Origin of the sequence: Pseudorhodobacter ferrugineus DSM 5888 (genome assembly GCF_000420745.1) — a bacterium.
In the GTDB taxonomy this organism is placed as follows: domain Bacteria; phylum Pseudomonadota; class Alphaproteobacteria; order Rhodobacterales; family Rhodobacteraceae; genus Pseudorhodobacter; species Pseudorhodobacter ferrugineus.
In genome coordinates this window covers 36,507-57,952 of sequence record NZ_ATVN01000003.1, presented here as the reverse complement: position 1 = coordinate 57,952, position 21,446 = coordinate 36,507, and the positions used below count along the sequence as shown (strand labels likewise).

Annotated in this window: 20 protein-coding genes, 1 tRNA gene and 1 pseudogene; 18 read left to right on the top strand and 4 right to left on the bottom strand. The window is 57.8% G+C overall.

Going from position 1 to position 21,446, the window contains the following annotated elements:
- The first annotated feature begins 191 nt into the window (after positions 1-191).
- The 5 genes from G560_RS0103525 to G560_RS0103505 all read left to right on the top strand — a co-directional run bounded on the left by G560_RS0103525 (position 192) and on the right by G560_RS0103505 (position 3,035).
- Positions 192-482 (top strand): BufA1 family periplasmic bufferin-type metallophore, encoded by a 291-nt coding sequence (locus tag G560_RS0103525; protein WP_022702929.1) that lies wholly within the window; start codon positions 192-194, stop codon positions 480-482.
- A 57-nt stretch (positions 483-539) separates the two neighbouring features.
- A complete protein-coding gene (bufB, locus tag G560_RS0103520) occupies positions 540-1,388 on the top strand; it encodes an MNIO family bufferin maturase (RefSeq protein WP_022702928.1) in 849 nt (282 codons plus the stop codon).
- The gene (locus G560_RS0103515) at positions 1,385-2,116 is read left to right on the top strand and encodes an HvfC/BufC N-terminal domain-containing protein (protein WP_022702927.1); all 732 of its coding nucleotides are present in this window, start codon (positions 1,385-1,387) and stop codon (positions 2,114-2,116) included. Before bufB ends, G560_RS0103515 begins: the two co-directional genes overlap by 4 nt.
- Entirely contained in the window at positions 2,113-2,679 is a 567-nt protein-coding gene (locus G560_RS0103510; protein WP_022702926.1) for a DoxX family membrane protein, read from the top strand. Before G560_RS0103515 ends, G560_RS0103510 begins: the two co-directional genes overlap by 4 nt.
- A 149-nt stretch (positions 2,680-2,828) precedes the next feature.
- Positions 2,829-3,035 (top strand): cold-shock protein, encoded by a 207-nt coding sequence (locus tag G560_RS0103505; RefSeq protein WP_022702925.1) that lies wholly within the window; start codon positions 2,829-2,831, stop codon positions 3,033-3,035.
- Between the two features lie 58 nt (positions 3,036-3,093).
- Here G560_RS0103505 and G560_RS0103500 read toward each other — a convergent pair whose 3' ends face one another.
- The 3 genes from G560_RS0103500 to G560_RS0103490 form a co-directional block, all read right to left on the bottom strand.
- Positions 3,094-3,417, bottom strand: a complete 324-nt coding sequence (locus tag G560_RS0103500; protein WP_028913686.1) for an arsenate reductase family protein — start codon at positions 3,415-3,417, stop codon at positions 3,094-3,096.
- 84 nt (positions 3,418-3,501) lie between these two features.
- The gene (locus G560_RS0103495; RefSeq protein WP_022702923.1) at positions 3,502-3,912 is read right to left on the bottom strand and encodes a DUF2177 family protein; all 411 of its coding nucleotides are present in this window, start codon (positions 3,910-3,912) and stop codon (positions 3,502-3,504) included.
- 76 nt (positions 3,913-3,988) lie between these two features.
- Positions 3,989-4,582 carry a TetR/AcrR family transcriptional regulator gene (locus G560_RS0103490; protein ID WP_022702922.1) on the bottom strand — a complete coding sequence of 198 codons (594 nt, stop codon included), beginning with the start codon at positions 4,580-4,582 and terminating at the stop codon, positions 3,989-3,991.
- Between the two features lie 242 nt (positions 4,583-4,824).
- Between G560_RS0103490 and G560_RS18425 the strand changes: the two genes are divergently transcribed.
- The 6 genes from G560_RS18425 (at position 4,825) to G560_RS0103450 (ending at position 12,331) form a co-directional block, all read left to right on the top strand.
- Positions 4,825-5,142: a hypothetical protein gene (locus G560_RS18425; RefSeq protein WP_022702921.1), complete on the top strand. Its 318-nt coding sequence runs from the start codon at positions 4,825-4,827 to the stop codon at positions 5,140-5,142.
- Positions 5,143-5,227: 85 nt separating this feature from the next.
- A complete protein-coding gene (locus G560_RS0103480; protein ID WP_028913685.1) occupies positions 5,228-6,514 on the top strand; it encodes a homoserine dehydrogenase in 1,287 nt (428 codons plus the stop codon).
- Between the two features lie 187 nt (positions 6,515-6,701).
- Positions 6,702-7,667 carry a class II fructose-bisphosphatase gene (gene glpX, locus G560_RS0103475; protein WP_028913684.1) on the top strand — a complete coding sequence of 322 codons (966 nt, stop codon included), beginning with the start codon at positions 6,702-6,704 and terminating at the stop codon, positions 7,665-7,667.
- 195 nt (positions 7,668-7,862) lie between these two features.
- Positions 7,863-9,608 carry a single-stranded-DNA-specific exonuclease RecJ gene (gene recJ / locus G560_RS0103470; RefSeq protein WP_028913683.1) on the top strand — a complete coding sequence of 582 codons (1,746 nt, stop codon included), beginning with the start codon at positions 7,863-7,865 and terminating at the stop codon, positions 9,606-9,608.
- 77 nt (positions 9,609-9,685) lie between these two features.
- Positions 9,686-9,760: transfer RNA gene (locus G560_RS0103465), tRNA-Glu, on the top strand.
- A gap of 972 nt (positions 9,761-10,732) precedes the next feature.
- Positions 10,733-12,331 (top strand): sulfatase-like hydrolase/transferase, encoded by a 1,599-nt coding sequence (locus G560_RS0103450; protein ID WP_081647590.1) that lies wholly within the window; start codon positions 10,733-10,735, stop codon positions 12,329-12,331.
- 19 nt (positions 12,332-12,350) lie between these two features.
- Here G560_RS0103450 and G560_RS20545 read toward each other — a convergent pair.
- Positions 12,351-13,087, bottom strand: a pseudogene (locus G560_RS20545) (transposase).
- A gap of 200 nt (positions 13,088-13,287) precedes the next feature.
- On the opposite strand from G560_RS20545, the gene G560_RS18420 reads away from it, so the two are divergent.
- Genes G560_RS18420 through G560_RS0103405 form a run of 7 tightly spaced genes read left to right on the top strand, consistent with a single transcriptional unit; the run spans position 13,288 to position 21,445 of the window.
- A complete protein-coding gene (locus tag G560_RS18420; protein WP_022702912.1) occupies positions 13,288-13,707 on the top strand; it encodes a hypothetical protein in 420 nt (139 codons plus the stop codon).
- The gene (locus tag G560_RS0103430; protein WP_022702911.1) at positions 13,704-15,914 is read left to right on the top strand and encodes a NosR/NirI family protein; all 2,211 of its coding nucleotides are present in this window, start codon (positions 13,704-13,706) and stop codon (positions 15,912-15,914) included. The genes G560_RS18420 and G560_RS0103430 overlap by 4 nt, the downstream gene beginning before the upstream one ends.
- An 11-nt stretch (positions 15,915-15,925) precedes the next feature.
- Complete coding sequence (gene nosZ / locus G560_RS0103425; protein WP_028913682.1) at positions 15,926-17,863, top strand: TAT-dependent nitrous-oxide reductase; 1,938 nt, start codon at positions 15,926-15,928, stop codon at positions 17,861-17,863.
- A 4-nt stretch (positions 17,864-17,867) separates the two neighbouring features.
- Entirely contained in the window at positions 17,868-19,196 is a 1,329-nt protein-coding gene (locus tag G560_RS0103420; RefSeq protein ID WP_022702909.1) for a nitrous oxide reductase family maturation protein NosD, read from the top strand.
- Positions 19,162-20,049 (top strand): ABC transporter ATP-binding protein, encoded by an 888-nt coding sequence (locus G560_RS0103415; protein ID WP_028913681.1) that lies wholly within the window; start codon positions 19,162-19,164, stop codon positions 20,047-20,049. The genes G560_RS0103420 and G560_RS0103415 overlap by 35 nt, the downstream gene beginning before the upstream one ends.
- Positions 20,046-20,870 (top strand): ABC transporter permease, encoded by an 825-nt coding sequence (locus tag G560_RS0103410; RefSeq protein ID WP_022702907.1) that lies wholly within the window; start codon positions 20,046-20,048, stop codon positions 20,868-20,870. The genes G560_RS0103415 and G560_RS0103410 overlap by 4 nt, the downstream gene beginning before the upstream one ends.
- Positions 20,867-21,445 (top strand): nitrous oxide reductase accessory protein NosL, encoded by a 579-nt coding sequence (locus G560_RS0103405; protein WP_022702906.1) that lies wholly within the window; start codon positions 20,867-20,869, stop codon positions 21,443-21,445. The genes G560_RS0103410 and G560_RS0103405 overlap by 4 nt, the downstream gene beginning before the upstream one ends.
- Position 21,446: the final 1 nt, after the last annotated feature.

The following is a 21,446-nucleotide window of genomic DNA, read 5'->3' as shown; positions in this document are numbered from 1 at the left end:
CTAGAAAAAGCGCCAAGCCTGAGGTGCTTTTTTTATGCCTGACGGGGCAGCTTTGCCTGCGACATTATGTTACAATGGATAACGCCCACGTGCCACACGCGCCTGTTATTGGCCCGTTACCATATTGGCAGGCTAGAACTTGGTCATCGCAAATCAGCGATCACAAAACAACTGTTCAAGGGGAACATCACATGACTATGCATTCAAAAACATTCGCTATCGCTGGCGCATTGGCTGCCGTTTTGGCCGCACAGGTTGGTCCGGCCATGGCGCAAGAAGCCAAGGAAAAGTGCTTTGGCGTGGCACTGGCTGGCAAGAATGATTGCGCAGCAGGCGAAGGCACAACCTGCGCTGGCACGTCGAAAGTCGACTATCAGGGCAACGCTTGGTCGCTGGTTCCAGCGGGCACCTGCACCACGATGGAACTGCCAGAAGGCCGCATGGGCAGCCTTGAAAAGCTTGACCGCGACATGGCTGGCTAATTGCCAAAGCGCCCTTGGACCAACGGGTCCGGGGCCGCATTGTGATGGGGACATTCCATGTTTGATGCATCTGAAACAGGCCTGCCCGCCCGCCCTGGCGTTGGCTATAAGGCGCAGCATTTCAAAGACATTCTGGATACTCCCGGTACTGTTGCGTGGCTGGAAATCCATGCCGAGAATTACATGGGCGATGGTGGCCGTCCGCTGGCGCAGTTGCGGCATCTGGCCGAACGGTTCGCGTTTTCTGTGCATGGGGTTGGCCTGTCGATTGGCGGCGAGGGCCCCCTGGACAGCGCGCATTTGGCGCGGCTGAAACACCTGTGCGACTGGCTGAACCCCGCCAGTTTTTCCGAACATCTGGCATGGTCAAGCCATGACGAGACGTTTTTGAACGACCTTTTGCCCCTGCCCTATACGCAAGCCACTGTAACCCGCGTCGCGGACCATGTGGACCGCGTCCAAGAGGTGCTTGGCCGCCGGATGCTGTTGGAAAACCCGTCGTCCTATCTGGCCTTTGCAGGGGCCGAGATGGGGGAGGTGGATTTTTTGCGCGCCGTGGCACTGCGCACGGGCTGTGGGTTGCTGTTGGATGTGAACAATGTGTTCGTATCAGCCACGAATTTGAATTTTGACGCCGCCGATTATCTGGCTGATTTTCCTGTGGAATTTGTCGGTGAGGTGCATCTTGGCGGCCATTTTGCCGATGCCGATGACCATGGCGCGCCGTTGCTGATCGACAATCACGGGGCGGCGGTGGTTGACCCCGTGTGGCAGCTTTATGCAGGGCTGATTGGCCGTGCGGGCCCACTGCCCACGCTGATTGAATGGGATAATGACGTGCCCGACTGGCCGGTTCTGGCCGCCGAGGCCGCACGCGCGGCGCGGATATTGGAGCCGGTGGCATGATGCAGGAAGGTTTTGTGAAGGCCTTGCTGAATTCGGATTTGCCCGTCCCCGAAGGGCTGATCGACAGCATGGGGCGGCCAGCAGGTCGCCGGTTTTCGGTGTACCGCAACAATGTCGCGGGCAGTTTGACAGAGGCGCTGCGAGCCAGTTTTCCGGTGTTGGAAAAGCTGCTGGGGGCCGAATACTTTGCAGCCCTTGCCGGCGTGTTTTTGCGTGCGCACCCGCCAACATCGCGGATGATGATGCTGTACGGCACTGAAATGCCTGCATTTTTAGAAGGCTTTGTGCCTTTAGCCCACCTGCCCTATTTGGCCGATGTGGCGCGGTTGGAACAAGCACGGCGCGAAACGTATCACGCCAGTGACAGCACCGTCGATGCGGCCGCACTTGCCATAGCGCCGGAACGGTTTTTGGCGGCGCGGCTGGTGCTTGCCCCCCCTGTGCGGGTTGTTCGGTCGCGCTATCCGGTTGTGTCGATTTGGCGGGCAAATGCCGAAGACGGCCCCGCCCCCATGATGCAGTCCGAAGATGCGCTGGTTTTGCGGAACGGCTATGACCCGTCGGTTCATTTGCTGCCGCAAGGTGGGGCTGCTTTTGTGGCGGCTTTGCAGGCTGGCAAAACGGTTGAGGCGGGGATGGACGCGGCGGGGGATGCGTTTGATTTGGCGGCAATGCTGGCGCTGCTGATCGGGAATAATGGTATTGCAGCACTTGAGGAGGATTTATGAAAAGCGTTTTGACAGCCTATCATCGGGTGGCAAACGGGCTGGACGGGCTTGGCGCCCATGTGCTGCCTGTGTTGGCGCGTTTGGCCTTTGCTGGGGTTTTGCTGTTTTACTTTTGGGCCTCGGCCAGCACAAAACTGGGGCCTGGCCTGTTCGGATTTTTGATGCCGTCGGACGGGGCCTATATCCAGATTTTCCCCGAGACGACCGAGGCGTTTGGCTATGATTTTGGCCAGTTCGGGGTGTTTCACTGGGTTGTGGTTACGACGGGCACCTTGGCGGAGTTTATCCTGCCATTGCTGATCGTGCTGGGGCTGTTTACGCGGCTGGCCGCTTTGGGGATGATCGGGTTTGTGGCGGTACAAAGTATCGTGGATATTCATGGTCACGGGGTTGGCGGCGACACGCTGGGTGCATTGTTTGACCGCGCGTCTGGGGCGCTGATTTGGGATCAGCGGACATTGTGGGTGTTTTTGCTGCTTGTTTTGGTGCTGAAAGGCGGCGGTGCGCTGTCTGTTGACCGGATTTTGGGGCGGCGGTTTGGCTTGGCATCACAAGGTTCTTGATTTTTCCGCAGGACTTGGCATCCTTTTACCTGTGTCGACAGAGTCTTTTTAGCAGATCCCGACCAGAAGGTAGACGATCGCGTTCACAGACCTTGCCGCACAGCCTTTTGGCATGTCGCCGGGGGGTGGATTGATAAGGGAGACGCGGCATGCCTACCGGCACCGTAAAATGGTTCAACAGCACCAAGGGCTATGGGTTCATCGCGCCAGATAATGGCGGGAAGGACATTTTTGTTCATATTTCAGCCGTCGAGCGCGCGGGTTTGACAGGGTTGAGCGACAACCAGAAAATCGGCTTTGAGATGCAATCCGGCCGCGATGGAAAAGAGTCTGCGGGCGATTTGCGACTGCTTTAAGCGGCAGAAGAACAGGTTTCGGCCCGCGCCGCTGTGGCGGGATGCGGGCCGTTTGGCTTTAGAGGTATTTTGCCTGAACGGCGTCATCCCAGCCCAAGGTCAGGCCGTGGTCGCCGCGGATAACGGGGCGTTTCATCAAGGTGGGTTGCTGTTTTAACTGCTCATCGGGTTCCGAGGCTTTGAGCCAGTCAGAAGCACCGCGCCATGTGGTCGATTTTTGATTGATGATCGCGCCGCCGAATTCGGTGACGAATTCTAGGATTTCCGCCTCGGACAAAGGATCGGCGCGGATGTCGCGGAATTGGGGGGCGTGGCCTGCCGCCTCGAGCGTTTTCAGGGCTTTTTTGCAGGTATCGCAGGTTGAGATGCCATAGAGGATCATGGGGATTTCCTGTGTTTGTTCGCGCGCGGACATTTTCGCATATCGTTGATATTACTAACTTTTGCTAATTTTGTTTACCCGATATTAACCCGTGAACGCAAGGGCCGCGCGCGCGCCTGCATAGGCGGACAACCCGCTGACAACGGCGCCCCATGTCATATCCATCACCACCATTTGCGGGTGCCAGTCGCGCATCACGGCCCAGGATGTCAGCTCATACGTCCCATAGGCGATGAGGCCCAGAATGGCACCGTTGAGGAGCGCGGGCATCGCGGCCCCGTCGCGCAGCGCGGGCAGGCCTGCGAAATAGGTCAGGCCCGCCATATAAAGCAGGTAGAAACCAATGGCCGGACCAAGGCGCAAGCTGTCGAGCAAGCCCGCGCCGAGATGGGTGCGAAAGATCGGGCCGAGCACGAGACCCAGCATCAACGCATCGGCAACAAGGAAGGTGAGCGAGGTTGCGGCGAAGAAGATGAGGACAGCGGTGAGGGTCATGGCAGGCTCCGGTTGGGTAGCAATAACCTAGGGCGGTTGCGGGGAAATGCCACAGGAATGGTGGGTTGCACCCACCCTACAGGCGACCGCCGACGGCGCGCAGGGCCATATCGGCGTAGAGGGTTTGGACATCGGCGCGCGCGAGCCTGCCACCTTCGCGGTACCAGTTGGTCACGCCTGTCAGCATGGCAATCAGCGCCAGCGTGGCCATTTTGGTATCGGGCACAGTGAATGCGCCCGTATCAGCCCCTTGGGTCAGGATGGTTTGCAGGTGATCTTCGTAGCGGCGGCGCAAGGATTCGATGGTTGCGAAGTTATCAGGGCTGAGGTTGCGCAGTTCCATATAGGCGATGAACACTGCTTCGGGGCGGTCAAGGTGGTAGCCGATGTGAAAGCGCGCGAATTGGTCGAGCTGCGCTGTGGCGGTGGGTTGGAGCGGCAAGGTATCAACAGCGGCCAGCAGGTTGGTCATGTGATCTTGCATCAGATCGAACAGGAGCGCCTGTTTATCAGCGGTGTAGAGGTAGAGCGCGCCTGCCTGCACGCCGACATCGGCTGCGATTTGGCGCATGGAAACGGCGGCAAAGCCGTGGCGGGCAAAGAGCTGCATCGCCGCCGCACGGATGCGGGGGCCGGTGATATCAGACGAAGAGCCGATTTTGCGTGCCATGGGATCTGTTTATCTGAATAGGTGTTCAGTTCAAGGCTTTGGTTTGTGGTTTGTGCGGGCGGTTTGGCCGATAGGTTTTAGGTATTTGAGCCAAGATGAAATGGCTGGTGCGGTTATGGGGGCCAAGGGTGGTGTGAGTATTTGGGCAAAGATGAAATGGAGGGCGTGGATAGCCAAGTGCTTGCCGTGCGGGCGGCAGGCGGATAGGGTTGGCGGCAGCTGAGTTTGCGTGAAAGTTTGCAATGATCCGTACCGGTTTTTCCATAGCGCTTTTGGCCCTGTTGGGGGCTTGTGCCAGTTTTCCGGAGGTGGATGCGGCGCAGGCGCGGTTTGCCCAAAGCGCGGGCGGGGCATCGGTGACGCCTGCCTTGGTGCCGATCGAGGGGTTGATTGCGCAAGCGGTGCCCGGGCGCGCGACGGCGGCGGCGCGTGATGCGCTGGCCGGACGGGCGGCGGGATTGCGCGCACGGGCGGTTGCCATGCGCGGGCCAGTCCATAGCCCTGACACGCGGGCGCGGTTGGCGGCGGCGATTGCGGCCTATCCGGCGAAATTCAACTGAGGTTTGCGCCTGTGCTGCGTTGCATGCGGGGGCGCGACAGGCTAACACTCGGCCAAATTTTACACCCTTTCGGATGGAGATATATATGGCAGCCCCTTTGCGTTTAGGTCTGGCCGGTCTTGGGACTGTCGGGATTGGTGTTGTGCAGATTGTGCAAAAGCATGCGGCGCTGATTGCCGCGCGGTCGGGGCGCGAAGTGGTGATTACGGCTGTTTCGGCGCGCGACCGGACCAAGAACCGTGATGCGGACCTGTCGGGGTTTGCCTGGGAAACCGACCCTGTAGCCCTTGCGCGGCGCGATGATGTGGATGTGTTCATCGAGGTGATGGGCGGGCATGAGGGCCCTGCGCGCTTGGCCACCGAGGCCGCGATTGCGGCGGGCAAGGATGTGGTGACCGCAAACAAGGCGCTGCTGGCGCATCACGGGCATCAGCTTGCATTATCAGCGGAAGCTGCGGGGCGGGTTATCCGGTTTGAGGCGGCGGTGGCGGGGGGGATCCCTGTGATCAAGGCCTTGACCGAAGGGTTGGCCGCGAACGGGATGAAGCGCGTGATGGGCGTGATGAATGGCACCTGCAATTACATCCTGACGCGGATGGAGGATGCAGGTTTGCCCTATGCGCAGGTGTTTGACGAGGCACGGCAGCTGGGGTATCTTGAGGCCGATCCGAATTTGGACGTGGGCGGGATTGATGCGGGGCACAAGTTGTCGCTATTGGCCGCGATTGCCTTTGGGACGCAGGTTTCCTTTGATGCGGTGGAGTTGGAGGGGATCGGGGCGATTTCGATCGACGATATTCGCCATGCGGCCGATATGGAGTACCGGATCAAGTTGTTGGGCGTGGCGCAGATGACGGGGCGCGGGTTGGAGCAGCGCATGACGCCGTGTTTGGTGCCGATGGGCAGCCCGCTTGGGCAGCTTTCGGGCGGGACGAACATGGTGGTGTTGGAAGGCGATAGCGTGGGGCAGGTGGTGCTGCGCGGGGCGGGTGCTGGCATGGGGCCGACCGCGAGTGCGGTGATGGGCGATGTGGTGGATATTGCGCGCGGTGTGCGGATGCCGGTGTTTGGCGTGCCTGCCGTGGCGTTGGTGCCACCTGTGGTGGCCGCTGTTGCGGGTGTGTCGGCGTGGTATTTGCGCATGACCTTGGTGGATAAACCCGGGGCGCTGGCCAAGGTGGCGACATGTTTGGGCGATGCGGGGATCTCGATTGACCGGATGCGGCAGTATGGCCATTCGGACGCGCAGGCACCCGTGTTGATTGTGACGCATAAGGCGACGCGCGATGATGTAAACGATGCGCTGGCGCGGTTTGCGCGCACGGGGGTTGTGGTGGGCGACCCTGTGGCCTTGCGGATTGAGGACGTTTGAGTTGGATTGGTTCGCGGCCGTTGATAATTCGGACAAACGGGCGGCGTTTTGGGCTGCGCCGCGCTGTGCAGTTGCCCGAAAACTTGGCCCTTGTGTGCGATGTCTGTCGCTAACATGCTTGTTCTGCCCCTGCCCCGCGCGCTAGGACTGCGGCCAAGAGTTCATGCTTATTTGGAAGGGTGCCGCCATGTCGGACGCTAAGGAATTTCAAGATCGTCTGTTGTCGCTGGGGTTGGCGCGGGTGTCCGAGGCGGCGGCGCTGGCCTCGGCCAAGCTGGTGGGGCGCGGGGATGAGAAGGCGGCGGATCAGGCGGCGGTCAATGCGATGCGCGACCAGTTGAACCTGCTGGATATTGCCGGTGTGGTGGTGATTGGCGAAGGCGAGCGGGACGAGGCGCCGATGCTGTTTATCGGTGAGGAAGTTGGCACGGGCAACGGCCCTGCAGTGGATATTGCGCTGGACCCGCTGGAAGGCACCACGCTGACCGCTAAGGATATGCCAAATGCGTTGACGGTGATTGCGATGGCCCCGCGCGGCACGCTGCTGCATGCGCCGGATGTGTATATGGACAAGCTGGCGATTGGGCCGGGGTATCCGGTGGATACGGTAACGCTGGATATGACACCTGCTGAACGGGTGCATGCACTTGCAAAGGCCAAGGGCTGTGCGGCGGCGGATATTACGGTGTGCGTGCTGGAACGCCCGCGCCATGAAGAGATGATTGCGGAAATTCGGGATACTGGGGCGGCGATCCGGTTGATAACGGACGGCGATGTGGCGGGGGTTATTCACTGTGCCGAGGCCGAGATTACCGGCATTGATATGTATATGGGTTCAGGTGGGGCGCCTGAAGGTGTGCTGGCGGCATCAGCACTGAAATGCATGGGCGGGCAGATTTATGGCCGGTTGCTGTTTCGCAATGATGACGAGCGGGGACGCGCGGCCAAAGCGGGTATCACCGATTTGAACCGCATCTACACGCGCGACGAGATGGTCACGGCGGATGTGATTTTTGCCGCGACCGGCGTGACATCTGGGTCGATTTTGGCGGGGATAAAGTCGGAGCCAGGTTGGGTGACGACGGAAACGCTGTTGATGCGGTCGAAAACCGGATCGGTGCGGCGAATGACGTACCGTAGCCCGGCAAAGTAAAGGCTGCGCGTCATGGTTTGACCGTTTTGAAGGCCCGTGCCCGTGATGGGTGCGGGTTTTTGAGTATTTGGGCAAAGATGAAATGGCGGGGCGGTGCTGGACATCGGCTCTTTTGGCGGGTGGCAAAAAAGAATAGGTATTTAAGCCAAGATGAAAGGGGCGCCGAGTGTGCCCGATACGGGGTTTGGGGGCGGTATGGCTGAGCGCGCGTTTTTGGGGGTGGAGGCGTCGGCCTTGGGGCGGCGCTGGGTTGGGCCGGATGTAGAAGAGCAACGGTTGGCCGAAGCGATGACGCAGGCCACGCATTTGCCGCAAGCGCTGTGCGTGACCTTGGTGCGGCGCGGGGTTGGGCCTGCGGATGTGGCGCGGTACATGGCGCCTGCTTTGCGTGATTTGCTGCCCGATCCGTTGGTGTTGAAGGATATGGACCGTGCGACGAAACGGTTTTTGGCGGCGGTAAAGGCGCGCCAGCGGATCGCGATCTTTGCCGATTATGATGTCGATGGCGGGGCATCGGCGGCCTTGTTGATTGTGTGGTTGCGCGGCATGGGGCATGTGGCCACGCTGTATATTCCGGACCGGATTGACGAAGGCTATGGGCCGAATGTGCCCGCAATGGAGGCACTGGCGCGTGACCATGATCTGATTGTCTGCGTTGATTGCGGGACGTTGAGCCATGAGCCGATTGCGGCGGCGAGTGCGGCGGATGTGATTGTTTTGGATCACCATTTGGGGGGCGAGGTGTTGCCGCCTGCTTGGGCGGTGGTGAACCCGAACCGGCAGGATGAAAGTGGCGATCTGGCGCATTTATGCGCGGCATCGGTGGTGTTCTTGATGTTGGTCGAGGCGAACCGGCAGTTGCGCAGCGATGGGGTTACGGGGCCGGATTTGATGGCGATGCTGGACCTTGTGGCGCTGGCCACGGTGGCGGATGTGGCGCCCTTGATCGGGGTGAACCGCGCGCTGGTGCGGCAAGGGCTGGTGGTGATGGCGCGGCGCGACCGTGTGGGGCTGCGCGCGCTGGCCGATGTGGCGCGGATGGATCAGGCGCCCAACACCTATGCGCTGGGGTTTTTGCTGGGGCCGCGGGTGAATGCGGGCGGGCGGATCGGGGCGGCCGATTTGGGCGCGCGGTTGCTGGCCAGCGATAACGTGGCCGAGGCGGCGGCGATGGCCGAGCGGTTGGATATGTTAAACACCGAACGGCGCGATATTGAGGCGGCGGTGCGGGCGGCTGCATTGGCCCAAGCCGAGGAGAGGGGCCTAGACGGGCCGCTGGTTTGGGCGGCGGGGGCGGGTTGGCACCCCGGGGTGGTGGGGATTGTGGCGGCGCGGTTGAAAGAAGCCACCGGGCGCCCTGCTGTTGTGATCGGGATTGAAGATGGCGTTGGCAAAGGATCGGGTCGGTCGGTTTCGGGGGTGGATTTGGGGGCGGCCATTCACCGCGTGACAACCGAAGGGCTTTTGCTGCGCGGTGGCGGGCATAAAATGGCGGCAGGGTTGACCGTGGCCGAAGACCAGATCCCTGCCGCGATGGAGCGCTTGGCGGAATTGCTGGCCAAGCAAGGTGCGGGATTGGGCGGGATGGCAGATTTGCGGCTGGAAGGGTTGTTGATGCCATCCGCCGCGACGCCTGCGTTTATAGAGCAGATCGAGGCGGCGGGGCCGTTTGGGGCGGGGTCCCCTGCCCCACGCTTTGCCTTTGCTGACCAACAGGTTACGGGGCGGCGCGTGGGCGATAGCCATTTGCGCATCAGCTTTGGTGACGGGATGGGGGCAAAGATTGACGGCATCGCCTTTGGTGCCTTTGACGGGCCTTTGGGGCCGATGCTGGAAAATCCGGGTGCGCAGCGGTTCCATTTGGCAGGACGGCTGGAGATCAACAGTTTTGGTGGGCGTAGCAAAGTGCAGCTGCGATTGGAAGATGCAGCACGGGCCTAAATTTTTTCCGAAAAAGACGAATTTTACCCCTTGCGAGTCGCAGCAAGCCTGACTAAAACCCGCCCTACAGAGAGCGCGGTCCGTTCGTCTATCGGTTAGGACATCAGGTTTTCAACCTGAGAAGAGGGGTTCGACTCCCCTACGGACTGCCAATTTTGTAAAGCAATCACAAAATAATTTGTATTAATTTTACGATTGCAGGCGCTTTTGGCACGAGAGTAAAAATCTGGATGTTCTGGTTTCAGGTTTGATTGTCCCCCCTATCGCGATATGTGCTTGCGGCCAGGATATTTTGACGATCGGCCTTGGTGTAACGCGTGACGTCTTTGGGGTCTGATGGCCTGTGATCGCCATAATTTCCAATTCAGGGCAGCCGATTTCCGCAGGGCGCGCCGAAGTTATCCAACCAACACAATGGTCGTGGTTCGCAATCTGGCGTGCCGCATGTAAGGCGAGGCGCAAACCGCTGCATGATCTGAGCGATAGAAATGCAAGCCAAGTCAGCCTTTTTGAGATACGCCTAAGCGCAAAAGAACCGTGCAATCGTTTTGACATGCGCCACGGACGCGATCCGGTCAGAGATGCAGTCACAAACCCCATAGGCCGCATAGGTTGATGCATCCAACCACAGACGGCAATCACGCCCACTGGCCAACCCATAAGCCTTGGCGATAATTTGAGAACGTGATCGGCAACGACTCGCTAGAAACCTGCGCGGGCGTCGGGCAAAGCAATGTGATCCACGCCAAGGGTGTCGCCAAAATGCGGGGACCGGATGCCCAATTATACGGCCGGCGCATGAAATGCGCGGCGGGTTTTGATGTATCCGATGAGGGGTTCGAAGACTTTAGCGAAAGCCACACTTAGGCGTTGATGCGGCTGGTTACAGACCATCGGGGTTAGGGAAAAGAACGCATAGCCAAGGACGGGGCAAGATATCAATGGACATAGCGGTGAAGGCCCTAGACATTGCACACACAGGTTTATACCGATGAGACGCTTATAAGTTGTGCCGCTTTTTGTGGATCAGCCTGCATGAGCACGGGAACCGATGAACATACGCCGTTAACTCTTGACGAATAGGGCTTAGCCCTCTGAAGAATTATATATGGACTGGGTGGATAATGAGATTGATGTTCTTTAGGGCCGTTCGATTTTTTGTTTTGTTTTACATAGGGGCGGTTATTTACCGAATTGGCGCATTGTTTTTGGGTTGGTCCGAGCGTTTGTCATCGCCAGAGGCACTGCCGATCGTTTTGGTCATTTTGGCTTTGGTTGTTTTATTTACCTTGGTGCCGAACAGGACAACGCCTGCATCGCGCTGGCTGCTAGGGCTTTGGGTGTTGGTGTTTTCGCTGTCTGTCCCGTTTTTGATATTGAAATACGCTTTGGGTGTAAACGATGTTGAATCACTACTGGTGTTTTTTGAAGGAAACACGGTCAGCGCAGCAGTTGAATTCGGGGCGGCTGATTTCGGGCTGCTTGCGTTTAAGGTAATTGCTTTTGGCATCAGTTTTTTGTTGGCCACTGCATTTGTTCACTTACGTGTGCAGTATTTCTGGGTGGTACTGGTGGGGCTAAGCGGGGCTTTCATGGCGCTGCATCCTGTAAGCGAATATTTTCGACGGGTGAACTTTCCGAATGCACAAAGCGTTGAAATCTATGAAGCGCGTTCGGATTATAAGGTGGAAATTGTCGGCCGCCCTACAAACAAGAAAAATCTTGTGATACTCTATTTGGAAAGTTTAGAGCGTGGATATGTGACGATCCCCGAGCTGCAGACATTTACGAAACCACTGCAGCAACTGGTCCGTGAAAGCGTCGATTTCAGCGACGTCGCGCAGGTGCACGGCACCCATTTTTCAGCGGCGGGTGTGGTGGCCACGCAATGTGGTGTTCCATTGTTGCCGGGAGCTACATTCAACGTGTTTGAAGCAAGAGTTGATAACAAAAACGGAGTTTATAACCAGGTAACATGTCTGGGCGATGTCCTGAAAGAAGATGGTTACAACAGCAGTTTTTTCATATCTTCAGATTTGGATGGGTTTTCTTACAGAACTTTTTTATCTGGCCATTCGTGGGACGAGTTGTTTGGCGACGATAATGTAACTGACGAAGAGCGGCAGGAATATGGCAACAAGCTATGGGGCGTCGCCGATGAGCTTGTCTTTAAAAAAGCCCACGAGAAATTGACGGCATTGGCCGAACAGGACGTGCCGTTTTTACTAGCTGTAGAAACAGTTGCTACGCATGGTCCCGACGGGTTTATCTACAAAAACTGTAATGATTTTGCCGATCATACCAGCAGCCTGCCTGCCGCTTTGTCCTGCACCTCTAAGCATGTACTGGATTTGGTTAATCATGTGGATGATCTGGGCCTTAGCAATGATACGGTCATTGCAGTTATGAGCGACCATTTGGCGTTCAAAAATGTGTTTACAGATACATTAGAAAAGAACGGACCGCGTCGAAACTTGTTCTTTTTACTAAATGCTGGTGATAAGACTGTCATAAACAAAAGCAGTGTAGCCTATGATATTTATCCAACACTCCTTGAGGCGTTAGGTTACAAATTAACAAACTCGCGTGGAAACATGGGAGTTTCAATGCTCAGTGACAAGCCTAGTATGGCGAGCCAATATGGCGTTGAAAAACTAAGCTCGGGAATTGAGGGGAACCGCGAACTAGCCAACTGGTTATGGCGCAACGCTGATGCCCCCTAAGCTCCAGACTCATTGACCGTCAAAGCCAGAACAGGACGGTTGCGGCGCGTGCGATAGCAGAAAGAAACACTTTCGGACACCTGTCGTAACGCGTAGCGACACGACGCCAATCTTTCAGGTGCCCGAACATAATTTCGATCCTGTTACGGCGTTTGTATCGGCGCCTCTCGTATTTAACGGGCTTTGTACGAGACTTCGGGCCTGCGATACACGGCTTTATACCCTTGTTTTGCAAGGCATCTCGGAACCAAGCGGCCTCATAACCTCGGACAGCCAGAAGCCATTGGGCTGATGGAAGGCTGCCCAACGATGCCGCAGCGCCATTGTAGTCACTGACTTCGCCAGCGGACATGAAGACGCGGATCGGGCGGCCATTCTCATTCGTGACAGTATGTAATTGAGCCCCTCCCGGGCCATTGCTTCGCAATGCCATGCCGGGCAGCGGTTCATGCCGCCTTTGGTGTGGCGGCTTCGAAACCAAATCCGTCCATCATTCGGGCGAAGGCGCCCATGTTACCCCACCCTTACCAATGGTTGTAGAGGGTCTTGGCTGGGCCATGCCCCTTCGGGGCATCACACCAGCGCAAACCATTGCGATTGATAAATAGTATCCCGCTTAGAACGCGCCCCCCTCTCGGCGATGCTGCACCACCTGCCGGGCAACGGATCATCCACTCGTGCTTTGCCAAGGCTCTTCGAAAAAAATGGCCAAAGCCGCGCCATTTGCTTTTCGCTTAGCCAGTACAGATTGCTCATAACACTCTCAGGGTTTGAGAGTTTGAAGCAAAAAAGCCTGACGGGCTCAAGCAGATCAATGGGTCCTGACCCTAGAAACAGACAGGAACTGAACCGGGGCAATACCGGACCGCGATCATGTGAACTTTATTTCCGTGAAACCTTTCTGCCATTTGACTTCGGTCAACTCGTCTCTGCGACTCGTATGCCAAACACACAGCATGAAAATCGCTTGGTCCCATTTCGGAATTATCCTCCTTGGCTTGTGCCTCACACTTTATAGTGGGGTTTCAAGTGCTGCGGCAGGTATGCCCGGTGGCACAATCGAGATGGTGATTTGTTCCGATAGCGGGCCGGTAACGATCATTGTGGGATACGATGGCAAGCCGGTTTCGCAGACAGCCGATTGCTGCGATTGTTTGAACTGCAATTTGCCAACGGCGGCTTTGCAAATGGACGCCTTCCAGATGGACGCCGGCCCAGCGCAGTTTTGTAAACTTGCCCGCATCGTCACCCCTCAAAACACGCCCGCACAGTATAACACCGGCCCCCAAGCGCGGGGCCCCCCAACCTTGGACCGGCACAAAGGCGCATGCGCCGAGCCGAGCTGCGGGTTGGATTTCAAGGACACCGCAGTATGACACTTTGCCGCTATGCCATTCATTTTATTATTGGTTTCATCGCGCCGCTATATCTGGCGCTGCCCGCAACGGCTGAGTCCGTTTTGTCCAAGCTGCTGCCCACGATTGTCGCAGGCGAGGTGGTCGATGGTGCCGACGGATTTGGCGCGATCCGTTTAGATGTGCCTGTCGCTCCGATCTTGAAGGCCGGGCAACCGATCGGATGGGCCTATATTGCCTCTGATTTTGTATCGACCACCGGCTATTCCGGCAAGCCCATCCATACGATGGTGGCGATTGATGATGATGCCAAGGTGATTGGCGTGCAGTTGGTCAAACACTCGGAACCGATTGTGTTGATTGGTATCCCCGACAGCAAGATCAAGGCGCTGGTAGCGAATTACCGCGGGATGGATCTGGTGGCAGAGGCGAATGCCGGCGGCACTTCGCATGAGTTGGACATCATTTCCGGCGCCACTGTGACGATCATGGTGATTGACGATTCCATCGTCCGGTCTGGCCTGAAGGTGGCACGGGCTTTGGGCCTAGGCGGGCTTGCCGTCGAGGAAAAAGCCGCTGGCCCGCAGTTTGAAGTGAATCCCGATGCCGCCGCCGCCCCCGATTGGATGACACTGGAAGGCGATGGCACCATCCGCCGCTTGTCGCTGGATGTGGGTCAGGTAAATGCCGCCTTTGCCGCGATGGAGGATCCGCGGGCCGCACAGCGAGCCCTGAAGGAAGCGCCCGAAACCACCTATATTGAAATGCAGGCCGCCTTGGTATCGCAGTCCGCGATTGCCCGCAGCATTCTGGGCGATGCCGAGGCCGCGAACCTTGGCACCTGGTTGCAAGAGGGTGAACATGCCATCGCGATTGTTGGCAAGGGGATCTATTCGTTCAAAGGGTCGGGCTATGTGCGCGGCGGGATTTTCGACCGGATCGTGTTGATTCAGGACGATATTTCAGTGCGCTTTCATGACAAGCAGCACCGCCGGATAAACGGTTTGGCCGCTGAAGGTGCACCAGCCTTTAACGAGGCGGATTTGTTTAAGATCCCGGCCGATACCGATTTTGACCCAACCAAACCTTTCCGCATTCAATTGCTGGTGCAGCGTGATGTCGGGGCGATTGAAAAGGTCTTTACCACGTTTGATCTGGGCTATCAGTTGCCGCAACAGTACCTGCGCGCCGTTACCATCTCCCCTGCCGTCGAAGTGCCCGAGGCCATTGCCGAAGTCACCAACCAAACCGAAGCAAGTGCGCAGCAAGCGCTGTGGCAACGCATCTGGTTGGGCAAAAAACTGGAGATCGCGGTGCTGGCTGTGATGCTGGCCCTGCTGACCCTGGTGTTCTTTTTCCAAGGGATCGCTACGCGAAATGCCAGTGCATTTTTCTGGTTTCGTATCGGGTATCTGACGGTGACGCTGGTGTTTTTGGGATGGTATGCCAATGCGCAACTGTCCGTTGTCAACCTGATGGCGCTGTTTGGCGCGTTGGTTTCGGGGTTCAGCTGGCAAGCCTTTTTGTTGGACCCGCTGACGTTCATCTTATGGTTTTCGGTCGCGGCGGCCTTGCTGTTTTGGGGGCGTGGTGCCTATTGCGGCTGGCTGTGCCCCTTTGGCGCGCTGCAAGAATTGCTAAGCCGTGTGGCCAAGGCGTTGCACATTCCGCAATGGACCCTGCCTTGGGGTTTGCATGAACGGTTGTGGCCGCTGAAATACATGATCTTTCTGGGTTTGTTTGGCGTGTCCTTGATGAGCATCGAACAAGCCGAGCATCTGGCCGAGGTGGAACCGTTCAAAACTGCAATCATCCTGAAATTCGTGCGGGCATGGCCGTTTGTGGCCTATGTCGCGGCCTTGCTGATCGCAGGTCTGTTCGTGGAACGGTTCTATTGCCGTTACCTTTGCCCCTTGGGTGCGGCCTTGGCGATCCCTGCACGGCTTCGGATGTTTGACTGGCTGAAACGCTACAAGGAATGCGGAAGCCCGTGTCAGACCTGTGCCAACCAATGCCCTGTTCAGGCCATCCACCCCACGGGCGAGATTAACCCGAACGAATGTGTGAACTGCCTGCATTGCCAGGTTTTGTACCAGTCGAAAACCACTTGCCCCGTTGTAATCAAGAAACTGAAACGCCGTGAAAATGTGGGCGATGTGCCTGATCTTGGCATCAGTGATCGCGGCTTTATGGGGCATCCGAACCAACTCAAATCCAAACTGAACTGAAAGGACACAGTATGTCTGATGATCTTAGAATGAAATTAACACGTCGCGGCCTGTTGGGTGCCACTGCCGGGGGCGCTGCCCTTGCTGGTGGTCTGGGGGCGCGTGCCATTTTGGCAGGCGGCGCGTTGGGTGCGGCATCTGTTGCAGCGACCACTGCGGCCAATGCGTCCGAGGCGGCCACTGTCGCACCGGGCCAGTTGGATGAATACTATGGCTTCTGGTCCTCGGGCCAGTGTGGCGAGATGCGGATTTTGGGCATCCCGTCCATGCGTGAATTGATGCGCGTGCCGGTGTTCAACATCTGTTCGGCCACAGGCTGGGGTATCACCAACGAATCCAAGAAAATCCTGACCGAAGGGTTGCTGCCGAAAACCAAGGCATATCTGGCGGCCAACGGGTTGGAATTCCCGCGCAACGGCGATTTGCACCATGTGCATATGTCGTTCACCGAGGGCACCTATGACGGGCGTTTCCTGTTCATGAACGACAAGGCCAACACCCGCGTGGCCCGCGTTCGCTGTGACGTGATGAAATGTGACAAGATCACCGAGATTCCGAATGCTAAGGCTATTCACGGTTTGCGTCCGCAGCGTTGGCCGCGCACGAACTATGTGTTCTGTAACGGCGAAGACGAAGTGCCGATGGTCAATGACGGCAAGATTCTGGACAAGCCGGAGGAGTATGTAAACTTCTACACCGCGCTGAATGCTGACGACATGACTGTCGCGTGGCAGGTAATGGTCACGGGCAACCTTGACAACACCGATGCGGATTACGAAGGCAAGTACGCGTTTTCCACCTCGTATAACTCGGAAATGGGGATGACTCTGCCCGAAATGACCGAAGCCGATATGGACCATGTCGTGGTCTATAACATTGCCGAGATTGAGGCGGGCATCGCCGCAGGTGACTTTATCGAGCTGAACGGCGTCAAGGTGATCGACGGGCGTAAGGGCAAGAACAAGAAATACACCCGCTACATCCCGATCCCGAACAACCCGCACGGCTGCAACATGGCACCGGACAAGATTCACCTGTGCATCGCGGGCAAACTGTCGCCCACCGTTTCGGTAATCGACGTACGCAAGCTGGAAGCCGTGTTCAACGACGAAGCCGAACCGCGCTCGGTCGTGGTCGCCGAACCCGAACTGGGCCTCGGCCCGTTGCACACCTGTTTTGACGGGCAGGGCAACGCCATGACCACACTGTTCCTTGACAGTCAGGTCGTGCGCTGGAACATCGAAGACGCGATCAAGGCCCATAATGGCGAGGCCGTGGATCCGATCCGTTCCAAAACCGATGTTCATTACCAGCCCGGCCACAACTCTACCGTGATGGGTGAAACCTTGAATGCCAGCGGCAAGTATTACTTGACGATGAACAAGTTTTCCAAGGACCGCTTCTTGAACGTTGGCCCCTTGAAGCCGGAAAACGAGCAGTTGTTTGCCATTGATGGTGACACGCTGACGCTGATCCATGATGGCCCGACATTTGCCGAGCCGCATGACAGCATTATCGTTGACCCGTCGGTCGTAAACCCGCAGTCGATCTGGACCCGAGATGACCGCATGTGGGCCGATACCCGCAAACAGGCCGAGGCGGATGGTGTTGATCTGGACGGTTATCAGGATACGGTCATTCGTGATGGCAACAAAGTGCGGGTCTATATGTCGTCTCAGGCGCCGAACTTTGCGATTGAAAGCTTTACGGTAAAGCAAGGCGACGAGGTGACGGTAATTGTGACCAACCTTGATGACATCGACGATCTGACCCACGGCTTCACCATGGGGAACCACGGTGTTGCGATGGAAATCTCGGCGCAGGCCACCTCTTCGGTCACGTTTATCGCGGCGCAGCCGGGCGTTTTCTGGTATTATTGCCAATGGTTCTGCCACGCGCTTCACATGGAAATGCGCGGCCGGATGTTTGTTGAACCAAAGGAAGCCTAAAACCATGATGCGCGCCCTGACCTTGTTGCTGTTGCTTGCTGCCTCGCCCCTTTGGGCGCGGGAGGTTGCCGTGGCACCCGGTCAGGGTACGCTTGCTATTGCCATCGCCGGGGCCGTTCCCGGCGATGTGCTGACCCTTACGCCCGGCCTTTATGCCGGGGCTGTGGTGGTGGACCGCCCGTTGGTCATTCACGGGCCGGTTGAAGCGGTGATTGACGGTCAGGGCATTGGCACCGTGGTGACCATTGACGCGCCGGATGTGACCCTAAAAGGCGTGACTGTAACGGGTTCGGGCCTTAGCAGCCCTGATCTGGATGCGGGCATCAAGATTTTGAAAAAAGCAGACCGCGCAGTGGTGGACGGCAATCACCTATTGGGCAATCTGCACGGGATTGATGTGCACGGCGGACGTGATGCCGTGGTGCGTGGCAATACAATTGAAGGCACGCAAAACCCGCGGATGAATGACCGCGGCAACGGGATTTATGTATGGAATTCGCCCGGCACCTTGGTGGAGGGCAATTCGGTCCGCTGGGGTCGTGACGGAATTTTTTCCAACACGTCGCGGACAGGTATCTATCGGAACAATCTGTTCCGCGATCTGCGCTTTGCCGTGCATTACATGTATACAAACGATTCCGAGGTGTCGGGCAATGTGTCGATCGGCAACCACCTTGGCTATGCGATCATGTTTTCCAACAAGGTCGTTTTGCGAGATAACCTGAGCCTTGCCGACCGTAGCCACGGTGTGATGCTGAACTATACCAACAGTTCGGATATATCGGGCAATCTCGTGCGGGGCGGGGCGAACCGCTGCACCTTTATCTATAACGCGCACAAGAACCTGATCTATGACAACCGCTTTGAAGGCTGTGAAATCGGTATCCATTTCACCGCCGGATCGGAACGCAACGTGCTGACCGGCAATGCCTTTATAGGGAACCGTGAACAGGTGAAATACGTTGGTACCAAAGATGTGGAATGGAGCTTTGAAGACCGTGGCAATTTTTGGTCGGACCATCCTGCGTTCGATCTGGATGGCAACGGTATTGCCGACAGCGCCTTTCGCCCAAATGATTTGATGGACCACATTTTGTGGTCGCAACCCGCTGCCGCTTTGCTGATGGGCGCGCCTGCGGTGCAACTGATCCGCTGGTCCCAATCCAGCTTTCCGGCGACCTTGCCGGGTGGCGTTCTGGATTCCGCGCCCTTGATGGCCGCGCCCGTTATTGCCGTTTCCCCAGATTACGCCGCGATGGAGGCCGAAGCGGCCGTCCGCAGGCCCAAAGGACTGAATGATGACTACGACATTAACGATCTCAGCTCTCACTAAGACCTATGACGGGGTGCGTGCCCTGTCTGACGTCTCGCTGCATGTCGCGGCGGGTGAGCGTGTGGCGTTGCTGGGCCATAACGGCGCGGGCAAATCGACCTTGATGAAGATTATCTTGGGGCTGATTGCGGCGGATACAGGCGATATTTCGGTTTGCGGTGCGGCCCCGGGCAGTATGGCGGCGCGTGGAGCCGTGGCCTATTTGCCGGAAAATGCCGCCTTTCACCCTGCGCTGACCGGGATGGAACAGATCAGCCATTATTTGCGCCTGCGCGGAGAGCCAGCCTCTAAAGCTATGGGCTTGCTGGACAGGGTAGGCCTTGGTCATGCGGCAAAGCGACGGATCGGCACCTATTCCAAGGGTATGCGCCAACGTGTCGGGCTTGCCCAAACGCTGATCGGCGCGCCAAGGCTTTTGGTGCTGGATGAGCCCACGAGTGGCCTTGACCCCGTGTCGCGGCGCGATTTTTACACGCTTTTGGACGGGCTTGCATCGGACGGAGCGGCGATATTGCTGTCCAGCCACGCCCTGACCGAGGTAGAGGCGCGCACCGACCGTTTGCTGATCTTGTCGGGGGGCAAAATGGTGGCCCAAGGCACGCTGGGCGATTTGCGCCGAGAGGCGGCTTTGCCCGTGGTGATGCAACTGACCGCCCGAAATGGCTTTGCCCCCGATCTTATGGCCGCCTTGCCCGGTTTGGGCCAAGATTTGCGGATCAGTTGCTGCCAAGCCGACAAGCTGCCCACCTTGGCGCGGATCGCGGCACTGGAGGCCAAGATCGCCGATCTGGATGTGATGCCCCCCAGTTTGGAAGATATTTACAGCCATTTCAGCCGGAGGGACGGGCAATGATTGACCGCATTTTGGCAACGGCAATCACCGAGGCTCATATCGCGCGGCGCAACCGTTGGGTTGCTATTGCGGTGCTCTTGATGGTGGTGTTTTCGCTTGTTCTGGCTGCGGCCGGATCGGCGGCAACGGGCGCGCTGGGGGCGGACAGGCTGTCGGTTGTTGTTGCCTCGCTGACGTCTTTGTCGGTGTATCTGGTGCCTTTGGTTGCGCTGCTGATGTCGTTTGATGCTGTGGCGGGCGAGGTGGAGCGGGGCACCCTGCCCTTGCTGCTTACCTATCCCGGGGCGCGGTGGGAGATTCTGCTGGGTAAGCTGCTGGCGCATTTGGGTATTTTGGCGCTGGCGATTGTTGCGGGCTATGGCGCTGCGGCTGTTGCGGCGATTGCGACCGATCCGCGTGCGGCGGCTGGGTTGCCTGCCTTGTGGCGCCTGACATGGACCAGCGTTTTGCTGGGGGCCACATTCTTGTGTGCGGGCTATGCGTTGTCATCCTTGGCACGCAGACCGTCTGGCGCGGCAGGGCTGGCGATTGGGCTGTGGTTGGGGTTGGTTGTGCTTTATGACCTTGGGCTGTTGGCGGCGATCGTAGCCGATGATGGCGGCGTTTTCACCACGCGGTTTTTTCCACTGGCCCTGCTGGCCAACCCCGCCGATGCATTTCGCCTGTTCAACCTTGCGGCATCCGAAGCAACCGCGGCGGCGGCGGGGGTTGGCGGCGCTGCCGCATCGATCCCGTTATGGCAATCCTTGTCGCCTTTGCTGGCTTGGCCTGTTGCAGCATTGGCCTTGGCCGCGTTGGCGTTTCGTAGGGTGGTGCCATGAAGTATATCGCATTTATCCTTGTTCTGCTGACACTGACCGCCTGCAAAGAGGACGTGGCGCAGGATGTATCGGCAGTGTCGCTGGATCCGCAGGCGGTTGGGCATTTCTGCCAGATGGAACTGCTGGAACACGAAGGGCCCAAGGGCCAGGCGCATTTGGCCGGACTGCCCGGCGCGCCCTTATTTTTCAGCCAAGTACGCGATGCTGTCGCCTATATCCGGATGCCGGAACAAAGCCATTCCATTTTGGTGGTTTGGGTCAATGATATGGGCGCTGACGGGGCCAGTTGGGAAGCACCCGGTATTGACAACTGGATCCGCGCGGACACGGCGCTTTATGTTGTTGGCGCAGCTGTCAAAGGCGGAATGGGCGCACCCGAGATTGTGCCGTTTTCGGATCCCGCCCGTGCGGCAGCCTTTGCAAAGGCCAACGGCGGGGCGGTGATGTCGCTGGACCAAATTCCAGATGAGGCGGTGCTTGCGCCCGTTGCCCTGAACGGCATTGCGCAAGATGATGACAGTGACTCAGATTTTGAACAGCGTCTGCGTGAACTTTCACGCAAGACCGGAGGATAAG